This window comes from Rhodococcus sp. RDE2, assembly GCF_020885655.1.
Taxonomy (GTDB): domain Bacteria; phylum Actinomycetota; class Actinomycetes; order Mycobacteriales; family Mycobacteriaceae; genus Rhodococcus; species Rhodococcus pyridinivorans.
Map to the genome: position 1 here is coordinate 3,111,205 of NZ_AP025186.1, position 13,636 is coordinate 3,124,840.

At 70.0% G+C, this 13,636-nt stretch carries 14 protein-coding genes; 2 read left to right on the forward strand and 12 right to left on the reverse strand.

The window, feature by feature from the left end:
- Positions 1-93 precede the first annotated feature (93 nt).
- From trpC to LPH33_RS14500, 4 genes are all read right to left on the reverse strand, one after another.
- Positions 94-903 carry an indole-3-glycerol phosphate synthase TrpC gene (gene trpC / locus LPH33_RS14485; protein WP_016696041.1) on the reverse strand — a complete coding sequence of 270 codons (810 nt, stop codon included), beginning with the start codon at positions 901-903 and terminating at the stop codon, positions 94-96.
- A gap of 91 nt (positions 904-994) precedes the next feature.
- On the reverse strand, positions 995-1,660 hold the full coding sequence (locus LPH33_RS14490; RefSeq protein ID WP_016696040.1) for a TIGR02234 family membrane protein: 666 nt from the start codon (positions 1,658-1,660) through the stop codon (positions 995-997).
- Positions 1,657-3,240: an anthranilate synthase component I gene (locus tag LPH33_RS14495; protein WP_024101208.1), complete on the reverse strand. Its 1,584-nt coding sequence runs from the start codon at positions 3,238-3,240 to the stop codon at positions 1,657-1,659. Before LPH33_RS14495 ends, LPH33_RS14490 begins: the two co-directional genes overlap by 4 nt.
- A gap of 44 nt (positions 3,241-3,284) precedes the next feature.
- Positions 3,285-4,073 (reverse strand): dioxygenase, encoded by a 789-nt coding sequence (locus tag LPH33_RS14500; protein ID WP_229565017.1) that lies wholly within the window; start codon positions 4,071-4,073, stop codon positions 3,285-3,287.
- A gap of 108 nt (positions 4,074-4,181) precedes the next feature.
- Between LPH33_RS14500 and LPH33_RS14505 the strand changes: the two genes are divergently transcribed.
- Positions 4,182-4,667, forward strand: coding sequence for a MarR family winged helix-turn-helix transcriptional regulator (locus tag LPH33_RS14505; protein WP_088898420.1), 486 nt, complete (start codon positions 4,182-4,184; stop codon positions 4,665-4,667).
- Positions 4,668-4,696: 29 nt separating this feature from the next.
- On the opposite strand, the gene LPH33_RS14510 is transcribed toward LPH33_RS14505, so the two are convergent.
- From LPH33_RS14510 to LPH33_RS14545, 8 genes are all read right to left on the reverse strand, one after another.
- Positions 4,697-5,980: an acyl-CoA dehydrogenase family protein gene (locus tag LPH33_RS14510; RefSeq protein WP_229565018.1), complete on the reverse strand. Its 1,284-nt coding sequence runs from the start codon at positions 5,978-5,980 to the stop codon at positions 4,697-4,699.
- Positions 5,980-7,113, reverse strand: a complete 1,134-nt coding sequence (locus LPH33_RS14515) for an acyl-CoA dehydrogenase family protein (protein ID WP_059381011.1) — start codon at positions 7,111-7,113, stop codon at positions 5,980-5,982. Before LPH33_RS14515 ends, LPH33_RS14510 begins: the two co-directional genes overlap by 1 nt.
- Before the next feature lie 112 nt (positions 7,114-7,225).
- Complete coding sequence (locus LPH33_RS14520; protein WP_016935788.1) at positions 7,226-7,405, reverse strand: tautomerase family protein; 180 nt, start codon at positions 7,403-7,405, stop codon at positions 7,226-7,228.
- 87 nt (positions 7,406-7,492) lie between these two features.
- Positions 7,493-7,855 (reverse strand): phosphoribosyl-AMP cyclohydrolase, encoded by a 363-nt coding sequence (gene hisI / locus LPH33_RS14525; RefSeq protein WP_229565019.1) that lies wholly within the window; start codon positions 7,853-7,855, stop codon positions 7,493-7,495.
- Entirely contained in the window at positions 7,852-8,625 is a 774-nt protein-coding gene (hisF, locus tag LPH33_RS14530) for an imidazole glycerol phosphate synthase subunit HisF (protein WP_016696031.1), read from the reverse strand. Before hisF ends, hisI begins: the two co-directional genes overlap by 4 nt.
- On the reverse strand, positions 8,622-9,464 hold the full coding sequence (locus LPH33_RS14535) for an inositol monophosphatase family protein (protein WP_016696030.1): 843 nt from the start codon (positions 9,462-9,464) through the stop codon (positions 8,622-8,624). Before LPH33_RS14535 ends, hisF begins: the two co-directional genes overlap by 4 nt.
- 3 nt (positions 9,465-9,467) lie before the next feature.
- Positions 9,468-10,202, reverse strand: coding sequence for a bifunctional 1-(5-phosphoribosyl)-5-((5-phosphoribosylamino)methylideneamino)imidazole-4-carboxamide isomerase/phosphoribosylanthranilate isomerase PriA (gene priA / locus LPH33_RS14540; protein WP_060652869.1), 735 nt, complete (start codon positions 10,200-10,202; stop codon positions 9,468-9,470).
- A gap of 72 nt (positions 10,203-10,274) precedes the next feature.
- Complete coding sequence (locus LPH33_RS14545) at positions 10,275-12,554, reverse strand: ATP-binding cassette domain-containing protein (protein WP_229565020.1); 2,280 nt, start codon at positions 12,552-12,554, stop codon at positions 10,275-10,277.
- Between the two features lie 62 nt (positions 12,555-12,616).
- On the opposite strand from LPH33_RS14545, the gene LPH33_RS14550 reads away from it, so the two are divergent.
- A complete protein-coding gene (locus tag LPH33_RS14550; RefSeq protein ID WP_229565021.1) occupies positions 12,617-13,603 on the forward strand; it encodes a helix-turn-helix transcriptional regulator in 987 nt (328 codons plus the stop codon).
- The last annotated feature ends 33 nt before the right edge of the window (positions 13,604-13,636 follow it).

Here is a 13,636-nt window from a genome sequence, read left to right on the forward strand (position 1 = left end):
TTGGCGGAAAGTGCGGAATCGTCTGCAGTCACGCGTCCAGTCTGCCCCACCACGCGACGCGGATCACGTGGGGGTCCGGACCGGCCGGGACGGTCAGCGTGCGGGCTTGGGGCACGACGGATGCGTGCCCACCGTCACCAGTTCGGCGACTGCCTGGCGCGGATCCCCACTGGTCACCAGTCCCTCTCCGACGAGCACCGCGTCGGCGCCCGCGCCCGCGTACGCGAGCAGATCGGCCGGGCCGCGAACACCCGACTCGGCGATCTTGAGCACGTTGCTGGGCAGGCCCGGCGCGATGCGCGAGAACGTCGTCTTGTCGACCTCGAGGGTCTTGAGGTTGCGGGCGTTGATCCCGATGACGGTGGCGCCGGCCTCGAGGGCGCGGTCGGCCTCCTCCTCGGTGTGCGCCTCGACCAGTGCAGTCATGCCGAGCGACTCGACGCGGTCGATCAGCGCAGTCAGCACGGTCTGTTCGAGGGCCGCGACGATGAGGAGCACGATGTCGGCGCCGTGTGCCCGCGCCTCGTGGATCTGGTAGGGACCGACCACGAAGTCCTTGCGCAGCACGGGAATACGGACGGCGCGACGGACGGCGTCGAGGTCGGCGAGGCTGCCGTGGAATCGGCGTTCCTCGGTGAGAACGCTGATGGCGCGAGCGCCTCCGGACTCGTACGCTGCAGCGAGCTCGGCGGGATCGGCGATGTCGGCGAGAGCACCCTTCGAGGGGCTGGCACGCTTCACTTCGGCGATGACCGCGATGCCCGGTTCGCGCAGCGCGGCCTTGGCGTCGATCGGTGGGGGCGCGGCTGCGGCGGCAGCCTTGACGGAGGCGAGATCGAGGGCCGCCTCACGGGCGGCGACGTCTGCTCGCACTCCTTCGAGAATCGAATCGAGAACTGTCATCGTGGCTCGAGTCCTTTCCCACCCTGCTCAATCCCGATGTGATCAAGCTCATCGGATCTGTCTAGAAGAGTAGTGAAGTGGTTTACAGCGGTCACCGGCGGGTGCCTGTATCACCCTCGCCACCGTCGTCCGTGGGATCCTCACCTGCGTCCAGTGCGTCCCACAGACCGCGTTCGGACAGGGGTTCGTCGTTCTCGGCGCGCCGGGCGGCCGCCTCGCGACGTGCTGCCGGGGCGTCGTACTTCGACGACAATCCGGCCGCCTCGCGCGGGGTGCGCCACAGCGTCACCGCCGCGGCGAGGGCCGCGACGGCGCCGACGATCGCAAGGACGGCCGGCAGCGGATAGGTCTCGACGGCGGTCACGGTCGCGCGGTCGGGCAGCGCGGCGACACCGGCCGCGGTCTCGGGGTCCGCGTCACCGGTGAGCAACCGGACGGCGGGGATCGCGGCGGCGACGGCGACGGCCGCGACCACGAGCGAGACGAGTCGCAGCGCGAGTCCGCGCACCGCGAAGACGGCGGCGACCGCCGCGAGCAGCACGAGAGCGAGCGGGGTCAGTGCCGCCGCCCAGCGGCCACCCTCGAGGTCGTCGACGCGGTCGATCCCGAGTCCGTCGGACGAGACCGCGGTGACCCATGTCATCCGGCTCGACGCCCACAGCAGGGCCGCGCCGACCCCGAGCAGCAGGGCGGCGATGACGGTCGGCCGGCGCCGGCGCCCGGTGGTGGGGGCGGCGTCCGGCGTCTCCGCGGTCACCGTGCGTCACCGCCGTAGGTGGTGAGGGTGGATGCGGCGGCCACGGCGGCGAGGGCGGACATGGCCTTGTTGCGGGCCTCGGTGTCCTCGGCCTCCGGATCGGAGTCGGCGACGATGCCGGCGCCCGCCTGTACGTAGGCGACGCCGTCCTTGACGAGAGCGGAACGGATCGCGATGGCGGTGTCGGCGTCGCCCGCGAAATCGAGATAACCGACGATGCCGCCGTAGATGCCGCGGCGGGTGGGTTCGAGTTCCTCGATCAGTTCCATCGCGCGCACCTTCGGCGCCCCCGACAGGGTCCCGGCGGGGAAACACGCCGTGACGGCGTCGAGGGCGTGCTTGCCCTCCGCGAGTCGCCCGGTGACCGTGGAGACGAGGTGCATCACGTGGCTGTACCGCTCGATGTGGCGGTAGTCGTGCACCTCGACGGTGCCCGGCGTGCACACCCGGCCGAGATCGTTGCGGCCGAGATCGACGAGCATGAGGTGCTCGGCGTTCTCCTTCTCGTCGTGGACGAGGTCCTTCTCGAGCAGGATGTCCTCCTCCTCGTTCGCGCCGCGCCACCGGGTCCCGGCGATGGGATGGGTGGTGGCCACCCCGTCCGAGACCGTCACGAGCGCCTCCGGGCTCGACCCGACGATCGAGAAGGCCGTCTCGCCGTCCGGGCCGGGGATGTGGAGCAGGAACATGTACGGGCTGGGGTTGGACGCGCGGAGCATCCGGTAGACGTCGATCGGCTCTGCATCGCAGTCGATCTCGAAGCGCTGCGAGAGCACCACCTGGAAGGCCTCACCGGCCTCGATGTCACCGATCAGTTTGCGGACGTCCGTGCAGAACGACTCGGTGGTGCGTTGACGGCGGTAGTCGGGTTCGGGCCGCGAATAGGTCGCGACGGTGGCCGGTGCGGGCGCGGCGAGCGCCGCGGTCATCCGATCGAGGCGGGCGACGGCGTCGTCGTAGGCCTCGTCGACGCGTTCGTCGGAGCCGTCCCAGTTCACGGCGTTGGCGATGAGCCAGATCATGCCCTCGTGGTGGTCGACGGCCGCGAGGTCGGTCGCCAGCAGCATCACCATCTCGGGGATCTGCAGATCGTCCTCGGCGAGCGTCGGCAGCTTCTCGAGATGACGGACGACGTCGTAGCCGAGATAGCCGACCATGCCGCTGGTGAGAGGCGGCAGTCCGTGGATGCGGTCCGTGTGGAGCAACTGGAGGGTCTCGCCGAGGACGTCGACGGGGTTGCCACCCGTGGGCGCGCCGGCCGGGACGTTGCCGTACCAGGCGGCGTCGCCGTCGACGACGGTCAGCGCGGCCGGGCTCCCGGCGCCGATGAACGACCACCGCGACCACGACCGGCCGTTCTCCGCCGACTCGAGCAGGAAGGTTCCGGGGCGGTCTGCCGCGAGCTTGCGGTAGGCCGACAACGGGGTCTCCGCGTCCGCGAGCACCTTGCGGGTCACCGGGACCACGCGGTGCTCGGCGGCCAGCTGGCGGAACTGCTCGCGGGTGGTCGTCGAATCGGAACGGCCGCCACCCGAGGAGTCGGTGGTGGCTGCGGGAATGGTGGTGGGCTCGCCGGACATGCGCCCCATCATCCCAGGGACCTCGTCCGGCTCTGCAGCCGCCGTCAGGCGACCTGGAACGAGCGCTTGGCCAGGCCCATCCAGAACCCGTCGACGACCTGGTCGATGCCGCGGCCGGGAGCGTCGGAGGCACCGAGCGTGACGAACAGCGGGGCGAAGTGCTCGACCGTCGGATGCGCGTACGGCATGCCCGGTGCGCGGTGCCGGAAGTCGAGCAGCGCGTCGACGTCGCCGCGCGCGAGCTGCTCGGCGGTCCAGTGGTCGAACTCCGCGGACCAGCCCGGCGCGGGTGCCTCGGGACGCGGGTCGCGCAGGAAGGGCAGACCGTGCGTGGTGAATCCGGAGCCGATGATGAGCACGCCCTGCTCGCGCAGCGGACGCAGTCGTGCGCCCAGGTGCAGCAGGCGTTCCGGATCCAGTGTGGGCAGGGAGATCTGCAGCACCGGGATGTCGGCGTCCGGGTACATGACGGTCAGCGGCACGTAGGCACCGTGGTCGAGTCCGCGGTGCGGTTGCTGCACCACCGGTTCGTCGTCGGGCATGAGTGCCGCGACCTGCCGGGCCAGTTCGGGGGCGCCGGGGCTGGTGTAGGTCACCTCGTAGAAGCGGCGCGGGAATCCCCCGAAGTCGTACACGAGCGGGGTGCCGGTGGTCGTCGACCCGATGGTCAGCGGGGCGGATTCCCAGTGCGCGGAGACCACGAGGATCGCCGAGGGGTGCGGCAGGTCGCCTGCCCAGCACTGCAGCTGCGACACCCACAGTTCGCTGTCGACGAGCGGCGGGGCGCCGTGACTGAGGAACAAGGCGGGCGTGGTCGCGGAATCGGTGGTCATGACATCCCCTCAAGTTGAAGCTTCAAGTATCATAGAGGAGAACCCGTCGCGCGGCCATTCCCATTCCCCGGCCGGGTGCGACAACGACCGAACGAGCGAGGAGCAGGCATGAGCAACGAGGACCCGCGGTGGCTCGATCCGACGCAGCAGAACGCCTGGCGGGCGCTCGTCTCCGTCATCACGCGACTGCCGGCCGCGCTCGACACCCAGATGCAGCGCGACTCCGACATGACGCACTTCGAGTACTTCGTCCTCGCACTGCTCTCCGAGAACCCCGAGCGTCGACTGCGCCTCAACGCTCTCGCCGCCGAGGCCAACGCGTCGCTGTCACGGCTCTCGCACGTCGTCACGCGCCTCGAGAAGCGCGGCTGGGTTCGACGCGAACCGGTGCCGGGCAGTCGCGGTTCGTACGCAGTGCTCACCGATGCCGGCTACGACACCGTCGTCGAGGCGGCACCGAGCCACGTCGAGGCGGTGCGCCGACTCGTGTTCGACGGCCTCGACGACGACCAGGTGCGCGCGCTCGCGCGCCTGGGCTCCGCCCTGGTCGAGCAGATCGACGAGGGGATCGCCGGCGGTATCGGCAAAGCCTGAGCCGCCGCCCTACGACCCTCCCGCGCCCGTCACGTGGCGGGGCGACTCCTCGGCACGTCCCGGAACGGGATGTTCGGGTCGTGGCTGCGCTCACGCGGCATGCCGAGCACGCGTTCGCTGATGACGTTGCGCGCCATCTCCGTCGTCCCGCCCGCGATGCACCACACCTGCCGCATCAGATGGTCGACGCCGCGCTGCGCGACCGCTCCGTCGGTCTCGTCCCAGGCGGCACCGTTGGCATCGGTGAACTCGTAGCCGATGGTGACGAGGCGGCTCTCCACGACACCGGACATCAGGCGGGCGATGCTCGCGGCCTGGTCCGACATGGTCCGCGTCGCCACGCCCGTGGACACCCGCTGTTCGAGGGACTGCTTGACCAGTTCGAGCATCCGCGCCTCCCCGAGGAGGTCGCGGGCGAGCGGGTCGTCGAGCCGGCCGGCGTCGTGGGCCACGGCGAACAGCTCGGGCATCCGCGAGGCGCCGCGCGAGACCCCCGCCGGGATCGTCGTGTACGGCGAGTTCCGGTACATGCGCTCGTGGAACATCCAGCGGGTGCCCACGGTCCAGCCGTCGTCGACCTCGCCGAGCCGGTCGCTGTCGGGGACACGCACATCCGTCAGGAATTCCTGGCAGAACTCCTTCGAGCCGCTGAGCATCTCGATGCGGTGCACCTCGACCGAGGGTTGCTTCAGCGGAATCATGAAGACGGTCAGTCCCCGGTTCTTCGGGACGTCCCAGTTGGTGCGGGCCAGGCACAGCGCCCAGTCCGACCACCACGCACCGGTGGTCCAGATCTTCGATCCGTTGAGGATCCAGTCCTCACCGTCGCGGACCGCGGTGGTGACGGCGGCGGTGACGTCGGATCCGCCGCTGGGTTCGGAGAGCATCTGCATCCACAGTTCCTCGCCCTTCAGGATGGCGGGGATGTGGCGGCGTTTCTGTTCCTCGGTCCCGAATTCGAGCAGCACCGCCGCGCACGGCACGAAGGTGGGCACCTGCAGACGGGATGGATATTCGTAGCCGGCGAGTTCCTCGTCGAACACCTGCTGGTAGGCGCGCGGCAGCCACTGCCCGCCGTACGCGCGGGGAAAGCAGATGCCGGCGAAGCCCGCGTCGAACATCGCCCGCTGGATGTCGCGCTCGCGCCGGACGAGGGCCAGTTCCTCCTCGTCGGATGCCTCAGGGCGGAGCACCCCGATGTAGGCCGCGGAGTCGGAGCGTTCCAGGTTGGCGTCGATCCACGCCCGCGCCCGTGCCCGGAACTCGTCGAGCGTCTCGGTCACGTCGGCCCTGTCCGAGGTGTCGAGGGTCATCAGGATGCCTCCCGGAGTTCGACGATGTCGGCGAGACGGGCACGATGTTCGGCCGGGGTGCCGAAGCCGGAGCGGTTCGCGGCCGCGCGTCGCGCATAGAGGTGCAGATCGTGTTCGTAGGTCACGCCGATCCCGCCGTGGATCTGGATGCAGTCCTGCACCAGCTCGCTGCCGTACTGGCCTATGTAGGCCTTTGCGGCGCAGACGAGTTCGTCCGCATCGGAGCTCGATGTCGCGACCGCTCCGGCCGCGCGGTCGGCAATCGCGTGACTCGCCTCGATCCAGGTCTTCATGTCGGCGAACCGGTGCTTGAGTTCCTGATAGGAGGCGAGCGGGCGACCGAAGGAGTAGCGGTCGAACGCCCATGCGACGGTGAGATCGAAGACCGCCTGCAGCGCCCCGACGGATTCGGCGCAGGAGATCACGATCGCGGTCCGCCGCGCGCGGGCGGCGTCGTCCGCTCCCCCGCCGGGTCCACCGACGACGGAGCTCAGCGGCACGCGCACCTCGTCGAAGTGGACCGCGGCGTAGCGCCGCGTGACGTCGATCGACCGAAGCGGCGTGATGTTCACTCCCTGCGCGTCGCGGGGTACGAGCACGTTGGTCACGTCCTGCCCGGTCCGACCGGTCACGAGCAGGAGATCGGCGGTGATGACGGCCTCGACGGGGCGTTTGGTGCCGGTGACGACCACCTCGTCGCCGTCGATCCGGATCTCCACAGGCGCGGTGGCGGTCCGGCTGCCGGCGCGCGGTTCGTCCAGGCACCAGGCTGCGGTGGCGCGGCCGGCGAGCAGCGCCGCCAGCGTCTCCTCGTGGTCTTTCCCGTACCGGCCGAGCATCTCCGCCGCGATGTTCGTGGGGCACAGCGGCCCGGGGGCGGCGTGGCGCCCGAACTCGTGGGCGACCAGCGTGAGATCGACGAGTCCGAGACCGCTCAGCGATCCTCCGCCGTGGTCCTCGTCGACGAGCAGGCCGGTCCAGCCGAGTTCGGCCCCGGCACGCCAGTAGTCGGCTGCGAAGCCGTCCGGATCGTCACGGAGGCGGCGGATCCCGTCCGGCGGCACCCTCTCCGCGAGGAACCGTGCCGTGGTGTCGCGGAAGAACTCCTGATCCGGACTCGGATCCAGCAACATGCGTGCCCCTTCACCCCGTCGTCAGAACATAACGCTCTCAATACAGAGAACACTATTCTCATCGGATACGAAAGGGGTGCGCGAAGACGGACTCGGGGTGAACCGGGTCGGGTCAGCCGAGCGGAGTTCCGCCCACGCCCCAGTTCTCGCGGGGCACCTCTGTGATCGTCACCCACACCGACGACGGATTCTTGCCCGAGGCCTCGGCGTACGCGCGGGTGACCGCGGAGATCACCTCGGCCTTCTGCTCGTCGGACAGGCCCGGCGTCTGACTGATCTGGATGAGAGGCATGCGGGCATTGTCGCAGCCCGTCGCACGACCCGCCGATCGGTCCTGCCGTCCGCCCCACGAGATGTCGTGCGAACGGACGACCTCGGGTTACTCGGCGATCTGCGGTGCCTCGAGCAGGATGTCGGTGTCGAAGCAGGTGTGCGTGCCGGTGTGGCAGGCGGCGCCGACCTGGTCGACGACAAGCAGCACCGTGTCGCCGTCGCAGTCGAGGCGCACCTCGTGCACGTACTGGGTGTGCCCGGACGTCTCGCCCTTGACCCAGTACTGCTGCCGCGACCGCGAGTAGTAGGTGGCCTTGCGGGTCGCGAGGGTGCGGGCGAGCGCCTCGTCGTCCATCCACGCCATCATCAGGACGGCGCCGGTGGTCCGCTCCTGCACGACGGCGGCGAACAGGCCGTCGTCGTTGCGCTTGAGCCGGGCGGCGATCGCCGGATTCAGGATGTCGCTCATCGGACCGTGATCCCTTCCGCGCGCATCGCGTCCTTGACCTGACCGATGGTCAGCTCCCGGAAGTGGAAGACACTCGCGGCGAGCACCGCGTCGGCACCGGCCTGCACGGCGGGTGCGAAGTGCTCGACGGCGCCGGCACCGCCGGAGGCGATGACGGGCACGTGCACGGCCTTGCGCACGGCCTCGATCATCTTCAGGTCGAAACCGTTCTTGGTGCCGTCGGCGTCCATCGAGTTGAGCAGGATCTCGCCGACGCCGAGTTCCTCGCCGCGCCGGGCCCACTCGACCGCGTCGATGCCCGTCCCGCGACGACCACCGTGGGTGGTGACCTCCCAGCCGCTCGGCGTGGGTTCCTGCCCCGCGGGCACGGTGCGGGCGTCGACCGACAGCACGATGCACTGCGAGCCGAATCGCTCGGACATCTCGCGCAGCACCTCGGGCCGCGCGATAGCCGCGGTGTTGACCGAGACCTTGTCGGCGCCGGCGCGCAGCAGACGGTCGACGTCCTCGACGGTGCGGACGCCGCCTCCGACCGTGAGCGGGATGAACACCTGCTCGGCGGTACGCGTGACGACGTCGAGCATGGTGCCGCGGTCGCCGCTCGACGCGGTGACGTCGAGGAAGGTCAGTTCGTCGGCGCCCTGTTCGTTGTAGAGGGCGGCGAGCTCGACCGGATCACCCGCATCGCGCAGGTTCTCGAAGTTGACACCCTTGACCACCCGCCCCGCATCCACGTCGAGGCACGGGATGACCCGCACGGCCAGCGTCATGTTCGATCTCCTTCGGAACCCAACTGCTCGGCCACGGACTGTTCCGTCGCCGACTGCACAATCTCCAGTATCTCGCCGTGCACTCCGGGCGCTGCAGCGACCACCGATCCGGAGCCGATCCGCCAGGGTCGGCCCGCGAAGTCGGTGGCGATGCCACCGGCGGCCCGCACGAGTGCGACACCGGCGGCGTTGTCCCAAGGGTGGTGGCCGAACACCACGGCACCGCCGATCGCGCCTCCCGCAGTGAACGCGAGGTCGGCGCCGGTGGAACCGTGCATCCGCAGCCGGGCGACGCGCCGGCTCAGCTCGGTGATGACGGCGAGACGCCGGGTGCCGGGCACCCGACCGCGACTGTCGATGTCGAAACTGCCGACGGCGATCATCACGTCCTCGAGCCGGGCCGGCTGCAGCGGTTCGGTGGGCTTGCCGTTCACGAGCAGCGGCCCGTCGGCGATTCCCGCGAAGCGCTGATTCGTCAGCGGCAGCCACGTGAGGCCGAGGATCGGTTCGCCGTCCTCGACGAGAGCGAGGAGGATCCCGGCCATCGGCAGCCCGGCGGAGTAGTTGATGGTGCCGTCGATCGGGTCGAGCAACCAGACGGTGCCCTCCCCTGCGGACGGGCCGCCGAACTCCTCACCGTGCACGGGGATACCGGTGCGCTCGGCGAGGGCACCGGAGATCCGCCGCTCGAGTTCGAGATCGAGATCGGTCGCGAAGTCGTTCGGTCCCTTGTCGACGGAACGCGGCGCACCGTGCCCGGCGACGAACCGTTCCGCGACCTCGTCGAGTACACCGCTCGCGACGGCGAGCAGCCGGTTCAGGTCTGCGGGATCGGTCATCGGTCAGCGCGAGACGGCGTCGAGCGCCTCGGTCAGCGTGAATCGGCCCGCGTAGAGCGCCTTTCCGATGATGGCGCCTTCGACACCCTCGTCGGTGAGCGTCGCGATGGCACGCAGGTCGTCGACGGTCGAGACGCCGCCGGACGCGACGACCGGAGAGTCGGTGGCCGCGCACACCTCGCGGAGCAGGTCGAGGTTGGGGCCGGAGAGGGTGCCGTCCTTGGTGACGTCGGTGACGACGTAGCGCGAGCAGCCGTCGCGTTCGAGGCGCTCGAGCACCTCCCACAGATCGCCGCCGTCGGAGACCCAGCCGCGGCCGCGCAGTCGCCACTGGCCGTCGAGAAGCTTGACGTCGAGACCCACGGCGATCCGGTCGCCGAACTCGCCGATGACGCGCGAGCACCACTCGGGATTCTCGATCGCGGCGGTGCCGAGGTTGACGCGGGCACAGCCGGTCGCGAGGGCCGCGGCGAGGGTCTCGTCGTCGCGGATGCCGCCCGACAGCTCGACCTTCACGTCGAGTTCGCCGACGACGTCGGCGAGAAGTGCACGGTTGTCGCCGCGGCCGAACGCCGCGTCGAGATCGACCATGTGCACCCATTCGGCGCCGGCGTTCTGCCATTCGAGGGCGGCGTCGCGGGGCGAACCGTAGCCGGTCTCGCTGCCCGCCTCTCCCTGAACGAGGCGAACTGCTTCACCGTTGACGACGTCGACTGCGGGCAAAAGGACCAGGCTCACTGCGTACACATTAGTGCCTGTACCTGTGACATCACCAAACGCGTGGCCGGGGCGTCAGGAAAGCACCGTGCGTCATGCCGACCGTGCCGCGTCGAGGGCCCGGCAGGTCGGGGTCGGGCGGCCGGCGTACTCGTCGACAGGACCCTCGTACAGCACGGTTCCGCCGTGCCGTCCCGGTCCCGGTCCGAGGTCGACGATGTGGTCGGCGTGGCGGATCACGTCCAGGTGGTGCTCGATGACGACGACGGTGTGCCCTCGGTCGACGAGGTCGTCGAAGACGCACAGGAGGGTGCCGACGTCCTCGGCGTGCAGGCCGGTGGTCGGCTCGTCGAGGACGTAGAGGGTCGGCGTCTTCGCTCGTCCGAGTTCCTTGGCGATCTTCACCCGTTGGCACTCGCCACCGGAGAGTGTGTCGAGCGACTGTCCGAGGCGGAGGTAGTCGAGGCCCACCCCAGCGAGCGCGCTCAGTCCGCGCGCGATCTCCGGGTGCGGCAACTCCTCGAGGGCGCGACCGACGGTGAGGTCGTCGATGTCGGCGATCGACAGGCCGTTCACGGTGTGCCCGAGCACCTCGGCGGTGAACCGGCGGCCGTGGCAGGTGTCGCAGACGACCTCGTGTCCGTCCATGAAGGCGAGGTCGATGTACACGACACCGGCCCCCGTGCAGGTGGGGCACGCACCCGCCGAGTTCGCGCTGAACAGGCTCGCCGGCACACCGTTGTGTTCGGCGAACATCCGCCGCAGGGCGGGTGCGATGCCGGTGTAGGTGATCGCGGTGGAGCGGCGATTGGTGCTCACCGGCCGCTGGTCGATCACCGTGGCGTCGTACTGGTCGACGAGTTCGGCTGCGAGACTCGACTTTCCCGATCCGGCGACGCCGGTGAACACGGTGAGCACCCCGGTGGGGATCCGCACCGTCAGGTCGCGGAGGTTGTTGCGACACGCATCGGCGATCGTGAGACGACCGGTCGCCTCGCGGGCGGGGCCACCGCGGCCGATGTCGCGCCGCAGCGATCGGCCGGTGGGGGTGTCGGCCGTTCGCAGCCGGTCGAAGGTGCCCTGGAAGACGAGGCGACCACCGGACGAACCTGCACCGGGACCGATCTCGATCACCTGGTCGGCACGAGCCATGACGGCCGGGTCGTGTTCGACGACGAGGACGGTGTTGCCGCTGTCGCGGAGACGTTCGAGGAGGTCGATCATCGACTCCATGTCGGCGGGATGCAGACCGACCGTCGGTTCGTCGACGACATAGGTCATCTCCGTCAGGCTCGACCCGAGGTGCCGGACCATCTTGATCCGTTGCGATTCGCCGCCCGAGAGCGTGGTGGTCGCCCGGGCGAGCGCGAGATAGCCGAGGCCGATCGTCACCATCGCCTCGAGCCGGCCCACCAGTGCGGACACCACAGGTGCGGCGCGCTCGTCGTCGATCGTGCGCACGAACTCGAGCAGTTCGGTGATCTCGAGGCGGGACAGCTCCCCGATCGTGCGGCCGCGCACGGTGACCGCCCGCGCGGCCGCGTTCAGTCGTTCTCCGGCGCAGTCCGGGCACGTCTCGGCGCGGGTGAAGCGCCGGATGACGTCCTGTTTGCGTTCGGAGAGGTTGTCGGAGGTGTGCAGGTGGATGCGCTCGAATCTCTCGACGACACCCTCGTAGCCGTCCGGCGGTTTGTGGCCCAGCGCCGCTGCGGTCTCGCCGCCGTAGAGCAGTGCCTCCCGCTCGGCGGGTTTCCACTCACGCAGTGGTGTGGCCGCGTCGAAGGAACCGATGTCGGCGTACTGGGAGTACCAGTACCCACCGTTGCCGAAGCCGGGCACCAGGATCGCGCCCTCGGCGAGAGACCTGTCGAGATCGAGGAACCGTTCGACGGCACTGACGACGATCTCGCCGAGCCCGGAGCAGGTCGGGCACATCCCGGTGGTGTCGTTGAACGAGAAGCGGTTCGACTCCCCGAGGACGGGTGTGCCCACCCGGGAGTACAGCAGCCGCAGATAGGTCCAGGTGTCGGTGATGGTGCCGACCGTCGAGCGGGCGTTGCCGCCGAGCCGGCGCTGGTCGACGACGATCACCGGCGTCAGACCGTCGATGTGGTCGACGTCGGGTCGCGTCCACTTCGGCAACCGGTTGCGCGTGAACGGCGGGTACGTCTCGTTGAGCTGGTAACCGGCCTCCGCGGCGATCGTGTCGAAGACGAGCGACGACTTCCCGGAGCCGGACACCCCGACGATCACCACGAGCCGGTTGCGCGGAACGGTCAGATCGATGTCGGCCAGGTTGTGGGTGCGGGCGCGGCGGATGGTGATGGCGCGGCCTCGCACTGCCGCCTCGGTGGTCGTGACGGTGGTGGTCATGGGTTCGACGCTACGACCGGTTGCGGCCGGATCCTGACCGCAACCGGTGGGAGGATGACGGCATGGCGGACGTCACCGAGCGGATGCTCGCGTTGTTGTCGATCCTGCAGACCGGACGCGCGATCGGCGGGGACGAGCTGGCCCGGCGGCTGCAGGTGAGCCGCCGGACGCTCCGCCGCGACGTCGACCGGCTGCGCGGCTACGGATATCCCGTCGAAACCCGTTCCGGGCCCGGTGGTTTCTACCGTCTCGCGTCGGGACGCTCGATGCCGCCGCTGGTACTCGACGACGACGAGGCCGTCGCGGTGCTGCTGGGACTCGGCGCTCTCGCTGCGACCGGGCCGGCCGAAGGTGGACTGGACGACGCTGCCACCCGCGCCTACGGCAAGCTCGACCAGTTCCTGCCCGCGCGGCTGCGCCCGCGGGTCGCGGCCGTCCGCAGCGCGGTGGAGACGAGTGCGCTGCAGGCGCCCAGCGTGTCGGCGGAGCTGCTCGGCACCGTGGCGGAGGCGATCGCGCGGTGCGACACGCTCACCTTCGACTACGTCGACGCGCAGGGCTCGCCGACCTCACGCCGGGTCGAGCCGTACCGGCAGGTCCACCACCTGCTGCGGTGGTACCTCCTCGGATGGGACGTCGATCGCGAGGACTGGCGGGTCTTCCGCCTCGACCGTGTGCGCGACCTGCTCCGCACCGGCCGACGGTTCGCACCCCGCCCGCTTCCCGCCGGGTCCGCCACGGAATACCTGCGGCAAGGACTCCGGCAGGGCCGGACACCGGTACATCTGGACGTGGCGGCCCCGGCCACGCACGTCGCCGACGCGCTGAAGTACCAGGACGCCGAGATCCGCCCGAGGGGTGACGACCGGACCGAGGTACACCTCGCGGTCGAGTCGTGGCAGTGGCTCGTCCTCGCGCTCGCCACCCTCGACGCCGACATCCGAATGCGCGCGGACCCGGAGATCGTGCGGTCCTGCGCGATGTTCGCCGATCGTCTGCGCGCGGCGGCGCAGGACGCCGTCGTCCCCTCCGAGGAGCGCGCGAGGTGACTCAGGGCACGGCAGATCGATCTCGAGTCCGCA

Bases quoted from the DNA above. Each gene is read 5' to 3' on its own strand.
- trpC (WP_016696041.1), bottom strand. From the start codon at position 903: ATGACAGTTCTCGATTCGATTCTCGAAGGAGTGCGAGCAGACGTCGCC.
- LPH33_RS14515 (WP_059381011.1), bottom strand. From the start codon at position 7,113: ATGTTGCTGGATCCGAGTCCGGATCAGGAGTTCTTCCGCGACACCACG.
- LPH33_RS14495 (WP_024101208.1), bottom strand. From the start codon at position 3,240: ATGTCCGGCGAGCCCACCACCATTCCCGCAGCCACCACCGACTCCTCG.
- LPH33_RS14505 (WP_088898420.1), top strand. From the start codon at position 4,182: ATGAGCAACGAGGACCCGCGGTGGCTCGATCCGACGCAGCAGAACGCC.
- LPH33_RS14500 (WP_229565017.1), bottom strand. From the start codon at position 4,073: ATGACCACCGATTCCGCGACCACGCCCGCCTTGTTCCTCAGTCACGGC.
- LPH33_RS14545 (WP_229565020.1), bottom strand. From the start codon at position 12,554: ATGACCACCACCGTCACGACCACCGAGGCGGCAGTGCGAGGCCGCGCC.
- hisI (WP_229565019.1), bottom strand. From the start codon at position 7,855: ATGAGCGACATCCTGAATCCGGCGATCGCCGCCCGGCTCAAGCGCAAC.
- LPH33_RS14550 (WP_229565021.1), top strand. From the start codon at position 12,617: ATGGCGGACGTCACCGAGCGGATGCTCGCGTTGTTGTCGATCCTGCAG.
- hisF (WP_016696031.1), bottom strand. From the start codon at position 8,625: ATGACGCTGGCCGTGCGGGTCATCCCGTGCCTCGACGTGGATGCGGGG.
- LPH33_RS14535 (WP_016696030.1), bottom strand. From the start codon at position 9,464: ATGACCGATCCCGCAGACCTGAACCGGCTGCTCGCCGTCGCGAGCGGT.
- LPH33_RS14520 (WP_016935788.1), bottom strand. From the start codon at position 7,405: ATGCCTCTCATCCAGATCAGTCAGACGCCGGGCCTGTCCGACGAGCAG.
- LPH33_RS14510 (WP_229565018.1), bottom strand. From the start codon at position 5,980: ATGACCCTCGACACCTCGGACAGGGCCGACGTGACCGAGACGCTCGAC.